Origin of the sequence: Acidianus brierleyi (genome assembly GCF_003201835.2) — an archaeon.
GTDB lineage: Archaea > Thermoproteota > Thermoprotei_A > Sulfolobales > Sulfolobaceae > Aramenus > Aramenus brierleyi.
Genome location: NZ_CP029289.2, coordinates 521982 through 542055, shown reverse-complemented (window position 1 = coordinate 542055; position 20074 = coordinate 521982). Strand labels below are relative to the sequence as shown.

The window sequence follows — 20074 nt, the reverse complement described above, 5'->3', positions numbered from 1 at the left end:
AAAGTGTCACCTAAAGTATAAATCTTCTCGTCTTTGATATAGAACTGGAAGAGTGTCCCTAACTTCTTTTATTCTTTCTTTATCAATTTCTGATGTTATTATACCTTCTTTTTCTGTAGCTCTTGAAATAGGTACACCTAATGGATCTATTACCATACTATATCCAGTAAATATATTTCCTATCTGAGCTGATAATACTAAATAACTAGTATTTTCCAATGCCCTTGCTTTAGCTAGCGTCAACAAATGGTCCTCTTTTAAATATCCTTTTACCCATGCAGCTGGAACAATTAGTAAATCTACGCCTTTTAATGCATATGTCCGAGATATCTCTGGGAATCTTAATTCGTAACAAAGAAGTATTCCTGCTTTTAGTCCATCAATATTTATTGGAGAATAATACTCTTTTCCAGGCTCTATTCTCTCTGATTCCATAAAGCTAAAAGCATCATATAAGTGAGTTTTTCTATATGCATATTTCAAATCACCAGTTTTATCAATAAATACTGCAGTTAAATATACCTTTTTGTTATTACTTCTTTCATATATTCCCAAAATTACATTAATTCCATTTTCTTTAGCAGATTTTTTAACTTCAGTTATCCACGGTCCTTCCAAATCTTCTGCTTTCTCATATAATATTTCTGGTGACTCGTCTGGGGGAGAGAAAAACATACTTGCTTCTGGAAATACTACAAGTTCCGAGTTAGTATCCTTAGCTTTTTCTATATATTGCTGTATTTTTCTCAAATTTTCTTCTTTATTTCTACTCGTTATTAACTGAACAGTTGATATTCTCATCTTTTCTCCACCTCTGTTTCAAGGTATTTTGCTAGGTTATATTTGTATACTATAATAGAAATTACTATGGAAATTACACATAATAAAATTTGATATATAGGATAAAATAAGTAATTAAATGTACTTAACCAAGTAATTACATAAGGTTCTATTCCTCCTAAGAAAGCACCAGCAAATTGATATGACGCAGAAATCCCACTGTATCTTACATTTGTTGGAAATAGTTTAACTAAAATTACGGCTACTGGAGAGTACATTATACCATGGGAAATTCCTAATAATGTTTGAAATAGCAAATAATTTGTAGGAGTTTTTAATAAAAACGCTGGATAAAGAACAAATATGCCCAATAAGTTACCTATTACAGTAAAAATAATTATCTTTTTCCAATTTGAAGAAAGAATACCGCCAATAAAAACGAATAATATATCGATTATTCCAAATAACATTATACCATAAAAATATTGAGTAGGAGATACTATTTTATTAAACTCATATAGATTTGGAATACTTACCGAACCTATAAAATATATAGCTAAACCTCCTACAATTAAGATTCCCAAGACTACTTTTTCAAAATGATTCTTGAATAAGCTAAGTCCTGGCTTTCTTAATATTTCTCCATTTTCTAATGCTTTCTTGAACATTTCAGTTTCTCCTATTTTTAATCTTATTATTAAACCTATTACTAGAAGTAAGAACGATATTAAGAAGGCTATTCTCCATCCAAAGGAATACATTTCAGAGGATGGTAGTAAAGTTTCCAACGTAAGAAATACTAATGACCCCACTATTAATCCAATACTAACTGATGATTGAAAGAAAGAAACATAAAATGGATTCCTATGATATGTGTTTTCTACTATTAATAATAATCCTCCGCCCCATTCTCCTCCTAAGCCTATACCTAATGATATTCTTAATATCGATAAAAGAATTAAAGATATGAATCCGATATCTATATAAGTAGGTAGTAATCCTACTAATCCACTTGATATTCCGGTTAATGATAATGTTACTATTAGCATTCTTTTTCTACCTAATTTGTCACCAAAATTCCCAAATACAAAAGCGCCTAAAGGCCTAGTAATAAATCCTAGAGCTAGAATAAGGAAAACGTCTAATAGAGCAATGGTAGGTGTTACTTTTGAAGGTAAAAAAGCCTTAGCTATATATAGTGCACCAGTTGAGAATATGAATACGTCGTACCATTCCATTATATTACCTATCATTGAACTTAAAACAATAGTTTTTAGACTACCCATATAATGTTGTTATAAAAAAGGTAGTATTATATGTAAAAAGTATTAGATTGTAGTACACTGTTTATAGAGTATCGTTGTAAGTTACTTTACTATAGGAAATTATTGGTTCATAAAATCCTAAACCTTTTATTCCGTCTATATCCTTTAGCGCCTCAAACATTTTACTATTATTTTTATCATTAGTATCACAAAGTAATATATATCTTGGAAGATCTTCTGGCTCTTTATCAAAGACATCCAGCTTAAGGCATCTTTCCATTTTTTCTTTTTCAATAAGTATAATATTTAAGATATTATTTAAAATTTTATTATCATCAAAAGTTATAAATATCTTATTGTTGTCTGAAATTTTTTCATCGCCTACTATAATTTCCTCTACTGTTGTATAGTATCTTTCACCTTTAGATAATTTACCGCTCCATCGTTTTATAGTATCTGATCTTACGTATTGCATTTCTTCACTCTTTTTACCTTCTATTAGTTTTTCTTTATCTGGAAATTCGTATAGGGAGAGATATTTAGGAATACTCGTATTACTAAAGAATCTTCTGGAGAATTCTAAATATTTTATCTTCATTAGGTCTGGTAAATGAACGTAGCTGTACCATTTATTGAAACTACTTTCTATACTACTATCTAAGACGTCAACCCGGACTACATATATTCCTTTCATAGTTTTCCCATTTTCGAAAACATTTATTTTAACTTCTCTTAGATTACATTGTAATACTCTGAAATACACATTATCAATATATTGCAAGCTATAAAATTTCTAATTAAGGTAATATTTTATGATAGAAAAAAACGATATAAACAAGAATAAATCTGATTACGAAAAAGAAAGACTCATTGATGAGTTAGTAAAGGTAAGAGAAGACCTAGAGGAAAATCATGAATTACAATTATGGTGGATTGCTGATGAGAGAGTGTTCGAACTAGAAAAAGAAAGACTATGGCCAAATATATGGCATTTTGTAGTACATGAATCTGAGATTCCTAAGCCTGGAGATTTTGCAGTAAGAGCTATAGGCCCCACAGATGAAGTTCTTGCTATAAGAGGGCAAGATAATAAGATTAGAATTTTCCTTAACATATGTCCTCATAGAGGGCTTCAAATAGTTAAAGCTGAAAAAGGAAATTCAAAGTTTATTACTTGTCCGTACCATGGATGGACATTTAATGGTAATGGAAAACTTATAGGAGTACCGCTTGAATCTATAGCTTACGGAGAATTAGATAAAGAAAGATATGGCCTATTAGAGCTTAAGAGCGAAAGCTACGCGGGTTTTATTTTTTCTACTCTCAATGAGAATCCTGAACCTCTTGAGAATTATTTGGGAGAAATAAAATGGTATATGGATATATTATTTAGAAGAAATTCTTCTGGATATCAGTTTTTACCTCCTGAAAGAAGAATAATAAAATTTAACTGGAAAATGGGTGCTGATAGCTTTGTACATGATGTATATCATTTTGTTATTACACATAAATCTGCATCATCTCTTTATTCTTTTGAATATATTAAAAATATAATATCTGGATATCAAATAGCCTCAAAGAAAGGGCATAACATTAGATTTTTAGGTAAAGATGGGAAAGGACGAGGATTTCCTGCAGAATTTTTCCCGATCTTATATCCAATTTGGGAACCTGCTGTAGTAGAAGAAGCTAAAAAGCTATTGGAACCAAAGCAGTTTGAATTATTTAGCCTTTCTTACCATATGAGTGGACTAGTATTTCCCAATCTAGGATTTTTTAATGGTATAAGAAAATTACCTGACGTAGATCTAGATTATCCTAAATCCGTTGGAATACCACATATTAGCTTTAGGCTATTAAGGCCTATAAATACTGATACCACAGAGTATTATAATTGGTTTGTAGTAGAAAAGGATGTGGATGAGGAATTTAAGGATCTATCCTATAGAACATTTATGAATGGGTTTGGTGCAGGTGGGGTAGTTGAAACTGATGATATAGAACATTGGACAATGATAACAAAGGCTTCTAAGTACTCGACGAATTTAATGAGAAAAATTAAAGTACCTTATAAGGTTGGAGATCATTTAACTTCCTTAAAAGACTTTATGGGACCGCATGGAGAAGAACTAGATATAATTCCCACAGGACTTACAGAGAAATCTGCTAGATATATGTGGAGAAGAATTCTTGACTACTTGATAGGTGAATGAAATGCAAAGCTTAGAAAATATCGAAATGTATCTGAATTATGATAAAAACGAAGTTAGTGAGAATGAATATATAAAAATTGTTAGATTTTTAAATAGGGAAGCAGAGCTCTTAGAATATCATAATTACATAGATTGGCTAGATCTTTTACATCCAGATATGGAGTATATCGTCCTTGTTAGAGAATTAAAAGACAAAAAGGACAAATCTATGTCAAATGGATTAGTTATCTATGATAAAATAAATACAATAAAGATTAAGATTGATAGACTTAACTCTAATGATGCTTGGAGTGATAATCCTCCGTCCGTATCAAAATATCTAATTACTAATACATTAGCTTATAATTTTCTGGATTATTATCTAGCTAGATCTAATGTTCTCTTTATAAAATATAGATCTACTGATTTAATGTACTTATCCTACAAAAGAGTCGATATTATTTCTAAGAATATGAAACTAGTTAAAAGAATTGTATTACCAGACGTTCATTCAATCAATTTGCAAGATCTTACTTATTTCTTGTAATACATTGAAATACATATTTTTTATTAGGAACCAAATCTCTTTATTTGTTAATGGAATATACAGATATTTTAAAAAAATTAAAATCAAATGGAGTAGATACTCTAAAGATAGACTTCGTTGATTATGGAGGGTTTATAAGAAGTAAAGCCGAAGATATAGACGAATTAGACGATATCCTAGAAAATGGAACTAGTACTGCAATGGCTATTATGAATTATACACCAGCTGGAAGTTTAGCTAGAAATGGAAATTTAGGCGTTAACTCAGATGATTTTATAATAATTCCTGATATTTCTACTTTGTCAATAGTACAGCCATATGCAATAACTATTGGAAAAATGTATGATAAGTCTGGTAGACCATGGGAACATGACTTAAGATGGCAACTCACAAACACTCTAACTAAAATTAAAAATGAGTTTAATATAGATTTTATTTCTGCTTTTGAATATGAATTCTATGTAACAAAGGAAAATAAGCCACTTAATGACGTATCTTGTTATGAAGTAGGAGGATATTATGGTTCTTCTATAGATAAATTTCTTATTGAATTAAAAAATACCTTAAAAGGCATAGGTATAGGAGTAATGAAAACATTAAAGGAATGTGGACCATCACAATATGAATTCAATATAAGGCATTCCGATCCAATTAAAACATCAGATTCTTTAATATTTTTTAAGGAAATATCCAAAATGATCTCTGCAAAATATAATTACGATATAAATTTTATGCCTAAGCCATTTAAGGAATATCCAGGTTCTGGATTACATCTAAATTTAAGCGCATGGAGTAATGGAAACAATATATTCTATTCTGATAAAGATGACCTAAAAATAAGCGAAATTGGATATTCTTTTATAGCAGGCATAATTGAGCATGCTAAATCACTAACTGCCATTGCGGCACCTACAGTGAATTCATATAAAAGGCTAGTAAGAATTCCAGATATGTGGGCTCCAGTAAAAATAGGTTACGGATCGAATAATAGATCTACAATATTAAGAATTCCAACTCCAAGATTTAGCTCCATGTCGAGAGATCTAAGATTAGAATATAGAGTTCCTGATCCAGCTACAAATCCTTACCTCTTATTTATAGCATTTATATCTGCAGGACTTGACGGTATAGAAAGAGGTCTAAAAGCTCCAAAACCTGTAAGCGATAATGCTTACGAAAATAAAGAACTAGAGGAAATTCCCAGAGATCTTAATGAAGCATTAACTGAACTTAAGAAGGATACTAGACTAGTCAATTTAATAGGAGATAAGATAATAAACGAATTTATAGCTGTTAAAAAGCAAGAATTAGAAGAATACAATAGTGTAATTACAGATTGGGAGTTCAATGTATACAAAAACTTGTAATTTTTAGCTATTAACAAATATATCTAATTATTACTTTATAATCTCTTCTATATCAGTTCATTACTATTTTTATTAACTAAATCTTGTATACTAAAGAACGCTTAAATAGGGTAAAAAACATGGCATATTAATGGGAACATTAGATTTAAAACAAGTTGAAAGTAGAAATAATTCTAAAATTACAGTTTTAAAAACTATAAGAATACCAAGATATATAGCTAATAAGTTAGAAGAAATAGCATATGAGAAAAATATGAAATTTAATTCGATAGTGGCTGAAGAACTAGAGAAGTATGTATATTATACATATAGAATTGAAAAAGTTAGTCAAGATAATATAGTGACGATCTCATACAGATTTTTTAGACTACTCATAGATAGTATAGGAAAATCAGAGAACGATATTATTAGTATTGCAAATTCTGCAGGAAAAGATTGGGGAAGAGAATATATAATGCTTTGGTCTGAAATATGTAAAAATTGTGAAAAAATAGATATATTTATATTTTTACTTAAATATATCGCCAAGTATTCTGGATTATATAGCATTACAATTCTTAATGCTCAAGAAAAGGAGAATTACACAGTACTGTTGCATCATACATTAAATAGAATGTACTCTTTAATTCTAGCTCATTACTATAGTGGAATTTTAGAATCTTTAAACCTAAAGGTAAATTTCGAAATAAAAGAGAATAGCGTAATAATGAATATTCATAAATAAAGTTCCTATTAGATTACACCTGCATATTTAGCCAGTCTTTCTGCTTGGCCCTCAGTTAAGCCTTCTTTACCTAGTATCGTATACCAATTTCTCATTTTATGAGATATTGATAACGCTTTTATTATTGTCTCCTTATTAATACCTAGCTCTTTAACAGTAATGGGGAAATGTGATTTTTCAAATATTTTTCTAGCCTTGTGAGATCCAGTTTGTAGGAAGTGCATAATTACCGTCCCGATTCCACATAATTCTCCATGTAATAGATTTACCCCAAGCGTCTCCATTGCAAAAGAAAAAAGATGTTCACTACCAGCAGCTACTCTAGTAGTATTCGAAATCTCCATAAGGTAACCATCAGTAACTTCAGCAAGAAATAAAGTTTCTATACCTATATAATCACTATTCAAAATATGATTTAACCTTTTTATAATCAACTTAGTAGTATATGAAGCTAAACTATATGCAAAGTCATTATATTTTTCTTTTGCAAGCCAAAAACTTAATCTCCAATCATAAAGTGCAGAAAGTTTGGAAAGCATATCACCTATACCTGCTTTTATAAACCTTTTATCCTCCTTTTTCAGTAATTGGTAGTCACCAATGACTAGCGATGGTGCTACCGTCTTTATAGCTATACTAGAGCCTTTTCTCCATAGTACTGAAAAACTAGTAGCTATTGCATCAGTTGAAAGAGAAGTAGGAATAGAAATTAAGGGAGAATTAGTTTCTGACGCAATATATTTTCCTGCATCCAATACTGAACCGCTACCTACAGCTATTATTGTATATTTTTTATCTTTAGGAAACTTAGAGATTTGATCATCTATAGTATCCTTATCTTTTCCTACGCCTATAATATCTTTAATAACACGAAAATCACTTTTCTGAATTTTATCTAATACTTTGTTTCCAAATAATTTAAAAGTATTTTCTCCTGAGATAAAAATGATATCCTTAGGAAAGTTCTTAGATTCCATTTCACTAGGAATTGAGCATATAACATTATTACCAAAAACAACGTTTGATGAAAAATTTATTAGTTTAAGCATAAGAATTCACGTATTTCCAATTTCCTTAATACTATTCTCGAAAACTTCTAAACCCTTATCTATAAGGTCGTCTTCAATTGTTAATGGTGCCATAAATCTCATCACATTACCATAATGTCCACAAGTATGCATTAGCAATCCTTTTTCAAATAGCTTCTTCTTTAGTTGAATCGCTACATCAGTAGCAGGTTCTTTACTTTTTCTATCTTTAACTAATTCTACACCAATCATAAATCCTTTACCTCTTACGTCTCCTATATAATTCGAAATATAACTCATTTCATTAAATCTTTCTACTATATATTTACCTTTTTCTTGAACTCTATTAAGTATTTCTGAATTTTGTAAGTAATTTAATATTGCATTACCAGCGGCCAAAGCTAGAGGATTTCCTCTATATGTCCCTAAATGAAATCCTTGAGGTAAAAATTCATCATACTCTTTTTTATACGCTATCATAGATGCTGGTATTCCGCCACCAATACTTTTAGAAATACACATTATATCTGGAGTAATAGACCAATGTTCACTAGCCCAAATCTTTCCTGTTCTCCCTACTCCGCTTTGGACTTCGTCTGCTATAAGTGGAATAGAGTATTTCTCTGTTACTTCTCTCAGCATAGGCAAGAAATCATCAGGAGGTACTATATATCCTCCTTCTCCTTGTATAGGCTCTACTAAAACTCCGCCTACAGGTCCTATTCCTGAATAATTATCCTTTAAAATATTTTCTAGCATATCGATTACAACCTTGCTTATATCCTCATCATTTACTTTTATTGGAAATCTGTATTTATAAGGATATGGCAGATGATAAAAATTATGATAATCTAGATTCTCATATTCTCTATAATGATAATTAGCAGTAGCACTTGCTATTTCTCCTGCTATTCCATGATATGATCCACTAAAAGCGATTATGATTTTCTTCTTTGTTATATATCGCGCTAGGCTTACTGCGGCCTCACATGCATCTCCTCCAGTTACTGTAAACATTATCTTAGCATTGTTCCTTAGCTTTCCAGGTAATGTAGATTCAAGAGTCTTTAAAAATTGAACTCTAGCCTCTGTAGGTACTTCATTTATATGATCTATTTTATTAAGCTGATTTTGAATAGCGTCTATAACTATAGGATTTGAATGACCTAGATTTAAAACGCTAATTCCAGAAAACCAATCAATGTAAATATTTCCATCAACGTCTTTAACAGTAGAACCTTTAGCATCATCAACAGCCATTCTAAATATCTGAGTGTAAATCCTTGATTTAGTTTCGTACTTGTCTTGGATATCTAATAGTTCTAATGATTTTGGACCTGGTGGCTTAACTAATATTCTAGGGGCGTTCTCATAACTTAATCTATTCATACACTGGTAGTGTTCTGATAGAATTTAAAAGTTTAAGAAGTAATACAAAGTGTTACTACAGATTACAAAATAAAAATATAATAAACAAGATCAATTACGAAAAGTATGGAAGAAAAGGATTTTCCAAATTCACAAATTCAAAAAAATGAGTATAAATTAAAACATAATGCAGTAGGTTTAATGCATGGAGTATTTCAATCAATATCACACGTTTCTCCAGCTGGCGATGTGGCAATACTTTTAACCGGTACAGTAGCTTATGCAGGAGCATATACTGTAATAGCTGTATTAATAGCGTGGTTAATTTATGGAATGTGGATGAATACTCCTTATCAATTTTCCAAGTTAAGGACAAATGCTGGAGGATATTATGCTTATGCATCATTAGGATCTAAAATACTCTCCATACCTACATTTCTATCTTACACTGAAAACGAAATGTTAGGAGGACCTGCCTTTGGAATATTAGGATTCGCTAGCTTCTTTTATTTAATTTCTCCTTCTATTAGTTCCTTACCGTATGTATGGGTAGGTCTAGCAAGTGTAGTAGCTGCTTACGGTTTTATAATATCTTATCTAGGTATAAAGGAATCCTTATCTTACGCATTTTATACTGGATTAGCTGAAGTTCTTTTCTTAGGTTTAGCCTCAATAGCAATAATATTCAAACTTGGATCATTAAATACATTTTCCGTATTTTCTCCACCAACATACGCATTACCTTTAGTATTTCTAGGAATGGTCTTTTCAATTCTTGATTTTACAGGATTAGGCACAGTAATAACGGTATCAGAAGAGATAAAGGAACCTAAAAAGAATGTAGGAAAATCTATACTATACGCTTTCCTTTTAACAGGATTCGCTTTAATACCGCCAGCATATGCATTAACGGTAGGTTGGGGATTGGGAAATATATCTGCTTTTGCATCATCTCCAGATCCTGGTCTAATAGTATTTGGTAAATATTTAGGAATAGCCGGATTCGCATTATTAACAATATTTGTGGCAAATAGTTATTTATCATTTATAATAGCAAATTCTAATGTAGTTAGTAGAATATCCTTTTCCGCAGCTAGAGACGGAGTAATAATTCCAAGATGGTTCTACTATACACATCCAAAAAGGAAAACACCAGTCAGAACGTTAATGCTATGGTTAGGAGTAGGTTTCGGATCAAGCCTTGCGGCAGGTTTACTACTAGGACCTTTTAATGGAGCCTTATTACTATTGACCATTGCAGGTATTGGAGTAATATTTGAACACATGTTTGCTAATATAGGACTTACGATTTATGCTAATAAACAGAGACAATTTGATATATTCAAACACGGAGTAGTTCCTATAATATCTAGTATCCTAGGTGTAATTGTATTATATTACAGTATGCAGGGATTATTAAGCACTGCTATATCTTCTCCTTCTTTACTTAACTATGCATTCTTAGGCGCAGGGATATTTGGAATTGTATGGCCTCTAGCCGTAGGCTTCCCTCTAGGGATATATTACTTGAAAAAACATCCAGAGAAATTGGCTAAAGCTGGAGAATATGATATAGCAATGGAAATAAGACCACAATCAAAAGAAACATAATTCCTTTTTTTATTCCTAATTTTAAATCTTGTATAGATTCTGCAATATCTTAGTCATTATTTGGAATTATTTTCACTAACACTAGTAAGTACTAAACGATCAGAAGTATAAGATATATAGCAACTAGTTAAACGATAAGTTCATAAGGATTTATCTTATTACCGTTTAAGATTACTTCTCCGCTCTTGTTTGAATAAGCTATTATTTTACCCTTTCTAATCACCATAAATCTTGGAGAAAGAGTAGAAAACTGCTCCCTTAAACTTTTTGCATCTAAAATAACAATGTCCTCTGAAGGTTTAAGATAACTAGATAATATCCATTCCTTTTCAGCATTCTTTGTAATTAAGCCTATCCAATCTTCAGTATCCTTTAAGTTTGCCTGCTCCATTAGAATAGCCATCCATAGAGCTTGAATTATATCTCCAAATCCAAAGGGAAAGAAAGGGTTTTGAAAGTCGTCATGACCTAATGCTACATTAACTCCTTCATCCACTAGTTGTTTAATTCTTGTTAATCCTCTTCTCTTAGGATATCCATCAAATCTACCATTAAGGAATACTGTAGTTAAGGGAGAACTAATTACTGAGGCATTCCTCTTTTTTATTAATTTAATTAGTTTTGAAACATACTCGTCATTATCAGAATGAATTGAAGTAAGATGAGAAAGGGCTACGTGATTATTTCTTAATCCTAAAAGATATTCAGAAAACCTTGTGGGTTCATCTCCTTGATCTATATGAGAGTCTATACTTTTATTTAATTTTAAGGATAATGAGGAAATTAACTCTAAATGTCTTTTTCCAAGATCCTCATTATCCTCACCATCTGGCTTACCTCCTATTATATCAGAAATCTCTACAGCCTTCTTAAACTCCTCTTCATTGCAGTTAAATATTCCTTGCTCAGGAAAAGCTACTACTTGAATGTCAATAAAGTCCTTCATTTCCTCTTTAACCTCTAAAGAAGCCTTAACAGAATTAATATTCTTTGAGCATGTATCAGCGTGATTCCTAATATGTGTGATACCATTAAATATCTCTAAGATTAGAGATTTTTTAATTTTATTTTTTATATCTTCTAAAGATAGAGAATCTCTAATTTTAGCCCATCTTTCTACAGCTTCTTCTAAAGTTCCACTTTCATTTTCGCCAGTATCTTTTAAACTTAAAGAATTCTCTAGATGTACATGCATATCAAAAAAAGATGGAAACGCTATTCTACCATTAGCGTCAATTATCGTATTAGCTTTATCATCTAAGGTTATGTTAGTTCGCTTTAAGCCCATCATATTCACATTTTTTATTATAGTCATTATTCTACCTTCTCTATCTCTTCAGCATCTCGCCTTTAGATCCTTTTACATCCTCTTCAAACGCTAATTCTCCTTTAAGGTAAGTTCTTATAACCTTAGCCTTAAATTTTACACCTTCATAAATTGAATGATCCATTTTACCATGCCAATCTTTAACTATCCATTCTTCTTTCTTTATTAAAGCAAAGTCTGCATCAGAGCCTACACTGAATCCCTTGTTCTTAATCCCATAAAGCTTTATTTGGTCTTCAGAAGTTATCTCAGCTACATGTTCTGGCGAAATAAAACCGTCAAACATTAAACTCATTATAGTAGGGACTAGGAATTCAGTTGACGCGACACCGTTTGGTACTTCTATATAACTTAATGCCTTATCCTTATATACTGACATGTATCCAGAGTAATCACTGCCTAAAGTAAACATGTTTTTTAAACTATCTACTAACTCTTTCCTCATTTCCTTACTTCTTAAAGGTGGGGACATTATGAACCTCTTACCGTCTGGTCTATTATAGTAACTTTCATCAAACATTAGGTAATGAGGGCAAGTCTCTGCGTAAACTTCTGTACCCTTTGCTCTCCATGACTGAATTATTTTTAATGAATTAGGAGAAGAAACGTGTACTATGTAAGCTTTAGCTTTAGTTAAATAAGCCATCATAGATACCCTATTTACAGCCTCCTCTTCCACTTCTGAGGGCCTTGTCAATGCATGATAAATTGCTTCATCTTTATCACCATATTCCTTTTGTAATTCATCTATTACGTCACCGTTCTCTGCATGAATTGCCATTACCCCTCCTAACTCCTTAACTTTTCTCATAGCCCGCATTATATTTTCATCGTCTAATTGCATACTTCCCTTATATGCCATGAAAACTTTAACGCTCTTGATACCAAGGTTAAATATCTCGTCCAGATATTTTATATGATCTCCATTTCTTACTATTAAATGGAAGGAATAATCTGTCATAGATTGAGTAGCGTTTTCGATCTCAGTCTTCACACTTTTTATTGGATCTTCCTTAGCAGGATCTATAAAATTTATAAACGAAGTTACTCCTCCTGCTAAAGCTACTTCACTACCACTTTTATAGTCGTCTGCAGTTGGTATAACTTCTCTAGCTCCTAAAAAACGGGAATTAAAATGAGTATGACCGTCAATAACACTTGGAAGAACATAGTATCCTGACAAATCAATTACATTATCTTTAGGTATAATATTCTTTTTTATTTCCTTAATCTTACCTTCTTCTACTCTAAAATCTGCATCAATAATTCCATTAGAGGTAATTATTCTGGCGTTCTTAAATATCATTTTACTAACCTACATGGAACACTATTACATTCTAAGCCTAAATCATTTATTGCATTTATAAAAGAGGCATAACCTCCAGAAATACTATTCTCTCCTACTCCCCTAACTCCAGCTGGAGTATTTGAAGGGGTATGTAATAATTCTACCTCGAACTTAGGCGCTTCTACTGCAGTAGCTATAGAATACTCAATCTCGTCCTCAGTATTTTCTAAGAACGATCCGCTTATTGCTTGTAGAGCTCCACCAATTAATTGCCCTTTAACTACTTCGTCGTCTCCTGTAACTCCGACGTCTGCAACTATGTAATTATACAAGGGTTTAACATTTCCTAAATCGTCTTTCATAACTGCTATTATTTGACCGCTAACTGTGCCTACAAATTCTGGAGTTTCGTAGCATTCTTCCACTGAAAGTTCCTTTAATTTCCAAGGTTCCTGTCTCATTATTCTTGAAATTTTTTCCCAGTCAACGCTTTCATCTATCTTCTTTGCAATTTCCTTTAGTTTTCTAACTGCTAATATTGAAGCATTTCCTGCAGTTAGCATAGATCTACTAGCCCAAACTCCGTAACCATTAATATTAGTCTTAGCTAGTTCTACTTTGACTTTATCATAACCTAATTCTTTGGATACCAATTTCCTTATGGAACTATCCATTCTCTGTCCTTGATTAGTTAAAGTAGTCTCTATTACTATCCAACCATCTAAATCTAACCTTGCTCTTACGCATTCATAGCCTGGAATTAAAGATCCTTCATGCTTTACCATTATTTCAGAATTTGGTGCAGCATATTGTACATAAAGGCTTATCCCTATTCCTTTTCCATAGACTCTTCTCATTTCCTCATATTTTTTATATAACTTATCTATTACACCGTTTAAGTTACCTACGTCACCTTCCAATTTTTCTTTGATGTTAACCTTCCTAACTTCTATTGGAGAAATTTTAGTCCTTTTAGCTATTTCGTCCATTATCCTTTCCATAATTAGTATGGCCTCTGGTCTCCCAAAGCCCCTATAAGCTCCTTGTGGCGGTTTATTACTAACCTTAGCTTCTGCGTCGTAATAAAATTCAAAGTTGTAAAGACTTTTCATTGTATTTAATGTTACAAATAATGGCGAAATTCCTGTAAAAGGCAAAGGATGTGCTCCGGCGTTATATGTTATTTTATCTAGAACATAATTTAGTTTTCCTGAATCTGTGTAACCTACTTTTAATTCATGAACTTGATCCCTAGCTTGAGAAGTCAGAATGCTCTCAGTTCTTGTTTCTACCCATTTTAGGTTTTTATTTAACTTAAAAGCTAAAGCTATTACTGAAAGTTCCTCGTAATTAATATCCTGCTTTAGCCCAAAGCCTCCGCCTACATTAGGCACCACTATCGATATTCTGTTTTGAGGAATTTCTAGCATTTCAGATACTAACATTTTCACTACTGTAGGGATTTGAGTAGATAAATGAATAATTAATTGATCTCCTTGGTTTTTTACAGCTATAACCCGTGGTTCCATGCTATATTGAGAACTCCTATTAAAATCTACCCTTAAGCTGAATTCTTTTTCAGAACTTACTTCACCTTTTTTATAATCTCTATAAATTACGTTATCTGGAACTTCCTCATATAATGGACCATCGTATGGCTCGTATTTAGCTTCAACTTCCTCAGCTTTGTCGAAAGTATCATATCTATCCTTGCCTATAACAATAGCAAGGGGTTGGAATTTGTAAACTGCCTTATATTTAGGCAGTAGTGGAACTTCTGGAATCCTTAAGGAACTCTTATCGTAAACTGTAGGTATCTTAAATTCCTTAAGATCTTCATAAGTAAATGCTTTACCTGATATAGAGAACTTTGCGTGATCTAGTTGGGATCTTATAAACGCTACATATTCGTAGTTATCACTTACAGTTATATCATCCACATAATTTATTGTCCAAACCATATTAGAATATTTTTATTTTAAATCATCATATATATACTTTGCTTATAGTATATTTACATACACAAGTAAGAATTTAAAACAAATTTATTCTTATGTATTTACATGACTAAGTAAAATAGAAATCTTTATTTTAATGATAAGTTCTCTTATCTTATGCGTATAGCTCTTGTTCAAACTTATATGACGTGGGATAAAAAGGACAATATAGAAAGGCAAGTAGAAATGGTTAATAAGGCTGCAGATAATCAAGCTAAAATAGTATCTTTAGACGAACTTTCAAATACAGTTTATTTTCCATTTGAACAAAATCCTAAATACTTTGAGCTTGCTGAAGATGAAAGAGGTTACACTATACAAAAATTTAGAGAAGTAGCAAAAGAGAGGAAAATAAATATAATTGTTCCAATATTTGAGAAAGATTTGCATAATCTCCAGTTCTATAATACAGCTTTTATAATAAATGATCAAGGAGAAATTATAGGTAAATATAGGAAAACACATTTACCTCAGGAAGACAAGTTTAATGAATACTACTACTTTAAAGTAGGCGACTTAGGATTTCCAGTTGTTAATTTAGATAGTGCTACTATAGGAACAGTAATATGTCACGATAGACACTTTCCAGAGACTGTAAGGGCAGAGGTAGTTAAAGGAGCATGGATAGTTTTTATCCCTTCAGTTGCAGCATTTAAGGAGATCTGGGAATTAGAATTAAAATCTCATGCAGTATTTAACACCTCCTACATTGTAGGTATAAACAGAATAGGCAAGGAATATCCTGAACAAAACGATGAATACTTTGGCGAATCTATGATAGTTTCTCCAATGGGAGAAATAATAAGTAAATCAGGGAAAAAGGAGGAAGTAATCTACGCTGACGTTAATGAAGATGAAGTAATTAAAGCTAGAATAAAGAGGCCGTTCTTAAAAAAGAGATTAAATTCTTATGGACTCTAAATAAGAGTTCTCATAGACTATTTTACCGTTGCTAATAACCATTCGTCGAGGTTTTATTCCAACTAAAACGTCCTTAACATTCTTTCCTTCGAATACTACAAGATTAGCTTTCATACATTCTTTCAAACCGTATTCTTTTATATTAAGTGCTTTAGCTCCATTATAAGTCATAAGGTTAAAAATATCTCCAAAAAACTGAGAAAAGTACATATAATCTCCTATCATTAGAGCAAAGCTAGCCTTCAATAAATCTCCATCGCCTATAGGATTTAGCTGGTTTTGAATGTCATCGTGACCTAAGGCTACATTGACTCCGTTATAAATCATCTCCCTAACTCTTGGAATTCCCCTTCTTTTAGGATAATCTTCAAAGGCCCCAGACCCTTCAAGTTCTGTAATGGGAGAAACAATAACGCTAATGCCTGATTCCCTTAGCCATCTCATTAGCCTTAAAGCGTAATCAGAATTATAAGAATGCATAGCAAGAAGGTGACTTAACGAAACCTTATTGAAATATTTTCTCTTCATAGTCTCTGAAGCTATTACTTCGCTAAACCTAGAGTTAGGATCATCGGAATAATCAGCATGAAAATCCATTAAAATTCCCTTTTGCGTGGCAATGTCGAATATCTTTTTTATCATTTTTATTCCGTCTTCTAAAGACGGTTGTAAATGTGGCTGTCCACCTATACCATCTACTCCAAAGTCTATTGCCTTCCAAATTCGTTCTTCTGTCTCATCGTCAAAATAATCATAACTTTGAATAAAACCTATAACTTGAATGAATATTTTGTCTTTGAATTCTTCTTTTAATTTCATTATACTATCAAGCCTTTCTCTCCATTTTTGACCGTCTATCATCAAGTGAGTTCTGACGTAAAGTGAGGCAGATTTTATATAATATAATACAGATTTTTTCATTAAAGAATAAATTTCATTTTCAGACAAATTCTCTTTACACTCCATTAGTACTTTCAATGCTTCTTCAAACTTTGGAGTTGGAGCTTCTTTACATAAATCAAGGAGAAAATTACTATCAATATGCGCGTGAGAATCTATAAGAGCTGGAGATATTAGTCTTCCTTCTAAGTCTATTCCTTCTCCATCCAGCGTATCAGCTATTTTTACGATCTTATTATCATTTATTTCAATATCAATTTTCTTTCCTTCTAAATTTCTAGCATTTTTTAATATCATTTGAACACCAACTTTCCTGGATTAAGTAAATCCTCTTCGTCTACTTTCTCCTTAAACTCTATCATCTTCTTTAGCCTATCAACCTCAACTCTATCGTTAACCTTGTAAGAATGAAGATTAAAATTATAACCTTCAATCTCTGGTAACTTATCATAGTCCAAAAAGTAAGTATGTGAAAATAATTTTTTCCTAGATCTAGATAATTCACAAGATATCATAGCCCTTATATTATCAACGTAATTTAGTTTTTCTAAAGGTATGTCTAGAGAATTATAATTAACCTTAGTTTTGTTTACTGCAGTAAAATATGTTCCAGCAAAGGTAGTTACAACGTCCTTTAGCGAAACTTCCTCGCCTTCACCGTAAATTCCCGCTATAACGTTCCACTTCTCCCAATTTTTCCCAGGCTCAATTAACTCAGCCATAGGCTTATTCCTTATACTAATAAATTCTGCATCGTCAAGTATTTTTAATGAAAAACTTAATGCATCGGTCAAATAGTTGAACGATTTCCTTATTACTCTAACTTTTCCTGGCCTTTTTACGATTCTCATTTTTATTTTACTTATAATTCCAGTAGTTCCAGCAGATTGTACTATTGAATATACTTCCTCACCTTCAAGAGAGAAAAAACCCTTAGGAGTATAAACTTCGACTTCTTCAACATTATCCCAAACTGCGCCATTTCTTAAAGATCCAAAGCCTAAAGATCCGCCTGCTACGTAACCACCGATTGTAGCCATGTAATAACTTGTGGGAACAGTAGGTAAGTCCTCTATACCAACATCGTTAAACTCACTACCAGCTTTAGTTATTAAATAGCCCCCTCTCCTTTCAAACCCCTTAAACTTAGTAATATCTACTACAATAGTATTTTCCTTTATAGGAATTGTTTCACCTAACGTGTTACTACCTGCTCCTCTTACGATTATTGGAAAATGATACTCGTTAATTATATCCATTAGTATTTTTATCTCATTCTCGTTCTTTATTTTTATTATAGCAGAAGGTAACTTTCTAATTGACGATAATACTGGAGATAAGTAACCATAATCTATAGAATATTTTTCTAGATTCTCTTCATCAGAGTATACTTCAAAATATTGAGATAAAATTTTCTCTACTTTTACCATACATAAATTTATTATTGCAACTTTTTATAAGCTTTACTTAACTAGCTTACCTGTGAAGAACTCATCTTTAATTTCCTCATTCTCTATTGCAATCTTACCATTAATTATAACAGTTTCTGGTTTTCCTATAACTTCGTAACCTTCGTATGGAGTCCAATCAGCCATATGAGTATTATCAACAGATATTTTCCATTTCTTCTCTTGGTTATAAATTACCAAGTCTGCATCATAACCTTCAGCTATTTTACCTTTATTTAGACCATTAAGCTTTGCAGGGTTTTCACTTAATAACTTCACTGCAAGACTTAAAGGTAATTTTCTCTTCATAAATTCTGTTATTATCATAGGAACTCTTAACTCTACTCCTGGCAAACCTGGTACGAGATCTGGAAACTCCTTATGCTCTTCTTTTATAGCCCTATCAAACCAGTTATGATCAGTAGCTATCATATATATTTTATTTATCCTTTTCCACAATTCTTCTGGATCCCTAACTGGAGGTGATGTAACAAATAGATGCGAATCACTTCTCTCATAAACTTTCTTACTTAATAAAAGGTGATGAAGAACTACCTCTCCCAAAAGTTTTCCTTCAATTAAATCTAAAGTTCTACCACAACTTACGTGGGCTATTATACCATTATCTACTATAGCTCTAGCTCTTAAGACTGCTGAGAGTTCTGTCTCTTCTGGTCTTGTCAATAAGTGAAGTTTAGGATCTCCCTTTTTACCTTCGGATAACGATTTTATTAACTCTTCGTCTTCTGCGTGAACCATTATATATCCATTAAACTTTTTCAACAAGTCATTTATTCTTCTCAATCCACTTAAGGAACTTTTAATTCCTGCATATTCTATCATCATAAATTTTACTGACTTAAATCCAGATTTTAATGTATTAATTAAATTATCAGTAATATCAGACGCAAATATATGAAAAGAATAATTAACGAAAGAATCTTTAAACTGTTCAATTCTTTCCTCAACTTTTGGAGATCTATCTGAAAAAGCGAAATCTATCACTGTTGTTGTACCACCAAAGGCTGAAGCTATAGTACTTCTTCTAACAGTGTCAGACGTAGGAACCTTTAAATACTTTTTAAAAATGTGAACATGATTATCGATTCCTCCAGGCAAGAGTAATTTACCGTTACCTCTAATTATATCTTCTCCTTTTTCGTGAATAATTTTACTAACTTTAGTAATTTTGTTATCTTCAATTTTAATATCTGCTTCTATTATTCCATCGTTTGTAATTATCTTAACATCTTTTATAATCATTTTGCAATATACCCAATTTATTTCTCCTATAACCCCTTTTAAATAGTA

General features: G+C 31.7%; 17 protein-coding genes. 6 read left to right on the top strand and 11 right to left on the bottom strand.

The window, feature by feature from the left end:
* Nucleotides 1-6: 6 nt before the first annotated feature.
* The 3 genes from DFR85_RS18640 to DFR85_RS18630 all read right to left on the bottom strand — a co-directional run bounded on the left by DFR85_RS18640 (nucleotide 7) and on the right by DFR85_RS18630 (nucleotide 2808).
* The gene (locus tag DFR85_RS18640) at nucleotides 7-801 is read right to left on the bottom strand and encodes a carbon-nitrogen hydrolase family protein (RefSeq protein WP_110269595.1); all 795 of its coding nucleotides are present in this window, start codon (nucleotides 799-801) and stop codon (nucleotides 7-9) included.
* The gene (locus DFR85_RS18635; RefSeq protein ID WP_110269594.1) at nucleotides 798-2066 is read right to left on the bottom strand and encodes an MFS transporter; all 1269 of its coding nucleotides are present in this window, start codon (nucleotides 2064-2066) and stop codon (nucleotides 798-800) included. The genes DFR85_RS18640 and DFR85_RS18635 overlap by 4 nt, the downstream gene beginning before the upstream one ends.
* A gap of 61 nt (nucleotides 2067-2127) precedes the next feature.
* A complete protein-coding gene (locus DFR85_RS18630) occupies nucleotides 2128-2808 on the bottom strand; it encodes a DUF4286 family protein (RefSeq protein WP_110269593.1) in 681 nt (226 codons plus the stop codon).
* 49 nt (nucleotides 2809-2857) lie between these two features.
* Between DFR85_RS18630 and DFR85_RS18625 the strand changes: the two genes are divergently transcribed.
* The 4 genes from DFR85_RS18625 to DFR85_RS18610 all read left to right on the top strand — a co-directional run bounded on the left by DFR85_RS18625 (nucleotide 2858) and on the right by DFR85_RS18610 (nucleotide 6875).
* On the top strand, nucleotides 2858-4258 hold the full coding sequence (locus tag DFR85_RS18625; protein ID WP_110269592.1) for an aromatic ring-hydroxylating oxygenase subunit alpha: 1401 nt from the start codon (nucleotides 2858-2860) through the stop codon (nucleotides 4256-4258).
* A 1-nt stretch (nucleotide 4259) separates the two neighbouring features.
* On the top strand, nucleotides 4260-4784 hold the full coding sequence (locus DFR85_RS18620) for an aromatic-ring-hydroxylating dioxygenase subunit beta (protein ID WP_110269591.1): 525 nt from the start codon (nucleotides 4260-4262) through the stop codon (nucleotides 4782-4784).
* Nucleotides 4785-4834: 50 nt separating this feature from the next.
* Nucleotides 4835-6151: a glutamine synthetase family protein gene (locus DFR85_RS18615; RefSeq protein WP_110269590.1), complete on the top strand. Its 1317-nt coding sequence runs from the start codon at nucleotides 4835-4837 to the stop codon at nucleotides 6149-6151.
* A 130-nt stretch (nucleotides 6152-6281) separates the two neighbouring features.
* Nucleotides 6282-6875 (top strand): hypothetical protein, encoded by a 594-nt coding sequence (locus DFR85_RS18610; RefSeq protein WP_110269589.1) that lies wholly within the window; start codon nucleotides 6282-6284, stop codon nucleotides 6873-6875.
* An 8-nt stretch (nucleotides 6876-6883) separates the two neighbouring features.
* On the opposite strand, the gene DFR85_RS18605 is transcribed toward DFR85_RS18610, so the two are convergent.
* On the bottom strand, nucleotides 6884-7924 hold the full coding sequence (locus tag DFR85_RS18605) for an iron-containing alcohol dehydrogenase (protein ID WP_110269588.1): 1041 nt from the start codon (nucleotides 7922-7924) through the stop codon (nucleotides 6884-6886).
* A gap of 6 nt (nucleotides 7925-7930) precedes the next feature.
* Nucleotides 7931-9292, bottom strand: a complete 1362-nt coding sequence (locus DFR85_RS18600) for an aspartate aminotransferase family protein (protein ID WP_110269587.1) — start codon at nucleotides 9290-9292, stop codon at nucleotides 7931-7933.
* A gap of 105 nt (nucleotides 9293-9397) precedes the next feature.
* Here DFR85_RS18600 and DFR85_RS18595 point away from each other — a divergent pair, with 105 nt between their 5' ends.
* Entirely contained in the window at nucleotides 9398-10882 is a 1485-nt protein-coding gene (locus tag DFR85_RS18595; RefSeq protein WP_110269586.1) for an APC family permease, read from the top strand.
* 127 nt (nucleotides 10883-11009) lie between these two features.
* On the opposite strand, the gene DFR85_RS18590 is transcribed toward DFR85_RS18595, so the two are convergent.
* Genes DFR85_RS18590 through DFR85_RS18580 form a run of 3 tightly spaced genes read right to left on the bottom strand, consistent with a single transcriptional unit; the run spans nucleotide 11010 to nucleotide 15458 of the window.
* Nucleotides 11010-12197, bottom strand: coding sequence for an amidohydrolase family protein (locus DFR85_RS18590; protein ID WP_110269585.1), 1188 nt, complete (start codon nucleotides 12195-12197; stop codon nucleotides 11010-11012).
* 13 nt (nucleotides 12198-12210) lie between these two features.
* Nucleotides 12211-13515: an amidohydrolase family protein gene (locus DFR85_RS18585; protein ID WP_110269584.1), complete on the bottom strand. Its 1305-nt coding sequence runs from the start codon at nucleotides 13513-13515 to the stop codon at nucleotides 12211-12213.
* The gene (locus DFR85_RS18580; RefSeq protein WP_110269583.1) at nucleotides 13512-15458 is read right to left on the bottom strand and encodes a xanthine dehydrogenase family protein molybdopterin-binding subunit; all 1947 of its coding nucleotides are present in this window, start codon (nucleotides 15456-15458) and stop codon (nucleotides 13512-13514) included. The genes DFR85_RS18585 and DFR85_RS18580 overlap by 4 nt, the downstream gene beginning before the upstream one ends.
* Nucleotides 15459-15611: 153 nt before the next feature.
* Here DFR85_RS18580 and DFR85_RS18575 point away from each other — a divergent pair, with 153 nt between their 5' ends.
* The gene (locus DFR85_RS18575) at nucleotides 15612-16415 is read left to right on the top strand and encodes a carbon-nitrogen hydrolase family protein (protein ID WP_110269582.1); all 804 of its coding nucleotides are present in this window, start codon (nucleotides 15612-15614) and stop codon (nucleotides 16413-16415) included.
* On the opposite strand, the gene DFR85_RS18570 is transcribed toward DFR85_RS18575, so the two are convergent.
* From DFR85_RS18570 to DFR85_RS18560, 3 genes are read right to left on the bottom strand one after another with little or no spacing between them, the layout of a single operon-like run.
* Nucleotides 16395-17612 carry an amidohydrolase family protein gene (locus tag DFR85_RS18570; RefSeq protein WP_110269581.1) on the bottom strand — a complete coding sequence of 406 codons (1218 nt, stop codon included), beginning with the start codon at nucleotides 17610-17612 and terminating at the stop codon, nucleotides 16395-16397. The two genes, DFR85_RS18575 and DFR85_RS18570, sit on opposite strands and share 21 nt — an antisense overlap.
* Entirely contained in the window at nucleotides 17609-18745 is a 1137-nt protein-coding gene (locus tag DFR85_RS18565; RefSeq protein ID WP_110269580.1) for an FAD-binding oxidoreductase, read from the bottom strand. Before DFR85_RS18565 ends, DFR85_RS18570 begins: the two co-directional genes overlap by 4 nt.
* Nucleotides 18746-18778: 33 nt before the next feature.
* The gene (locus DFR85_RS18560) at nucleotides 18779-20026 is read right to left on the bottom strand and encodes a dihydroorotase (RefSeq protein ID WP_162582574.1); all 1248 of its coding nucleotides are present in this window, start codon (nucleotides 20024-20026) and stop codon (nucleotides 18779-18781) included.
* Between the last annotated feature and the right edge of the window lie 48 nt (nucleotides 20027-20074).

Coding starts and splice junctions, on each gene's coding strand:
- DFR85_RS18585 (WP_110269584.1), bottom strand. CDS start 13,515: ATGATATTTAAGAACGCCAGAATAATTACCTCTAATGGAATTATTGAT.
- DFR85_RS18610 (WP_110269589.1), top strand. CDS start 6,282: ATGGGAACATTAGATTTAAAACAAGTTGAAAGTAGAAATAATTCTAAA.
- DFR85_RS18570 (WP_110269581.1), bottom strand. CDS start 17,612: ATGATATTAAAAAATGCTAGAAATTTAGAAGGAAAGAAAATTGATATT.
- DFR85_RS18575 (WP_110269582.1), top strand. CDS start 15,612: ATGCGTATAGCTCTTGTTCAAACTTATATGACGTGGGATAAAAAGGAC.
- DFR85_RS18620 (WP_110269591.1), top strand. CDS start 4,260: ATGCAAAGCTTAGAAAATATCGAAATGTATCTGAATTATGATAAAAAC.
- DFR85_RS18600 (WP_110269587.1), bottom strand. CDS start 9,292: ATGAATAGATTAAGTTATGAGAACGCCCCTAGAATATTAGTTAAGCCA.
- DFR85_RS18615 (WP_110269590.1), top strand. CDS start 4,835: ATGGAATATACAGATATTTTAAAAAAATTAAAATCAAATGGAGTAGAT.
- DFR85_RS18560 (WP_162582574.1), bottom strand. CDS start 20,026: ATGATTATAAAAGATGTTAAGATAATTACAAACGATGGAATAATAGAA.
- DFR85_RS18625 (WP_110269592.1), top strand. CDS start 2,858: ATGATAGAAAAAAACGATATAAACAAGAATAAATCTGATTACGAAAAA.
- DFR85_RS18640 (WP_110269595.1), bottom strand. CDS start 801: ATGAGAATATCAACTGTTCAGTTAATAACGAGTAGAAATAAAGAAGAA.
- DFR85_RS18565 (WP_110269580.1), bottom strand. CDS start 18,745: ATGGTAAAAGTAGAGAAAATTTTATCTCAATATTTTGAAGTATACTCT.
- DFR85_RS18590 (WP_110269585.1), bottom strand. CDS start 12,197: ATGACTATAATAAAAAATGTGAATATGATGGGCTTAAAGCGAACTAAC.
- DFR85_RS18580 (WP_110269583.1), bottom strand. CDS start 15,458: ATGGTTTGGACAATAAATTATGTGGATGATATAACTGTAAGTGATAAC.
- DFR85_RS18605 (WP_110269588.1), bottom strand. CDS start 7,924: ATGCTTAAACTAATAAATTTTTCATCAAACGTTGTTTTTGGTAATAAT.
- DFR85_RS18635 (WP_110269594.1), bottom strand. CDS start 2,066: ATGGGTAGTCTAAAAACTATTGTTTTAAGTTCAATGATAGGTAATATA.
- DFR85_RS18595 (WP_110269586.1), top strand. CDS start 9,398: ATGGAAGAAAAGGATTTTCCAAATTCACAAATTCAAAAAAATGAGTAT.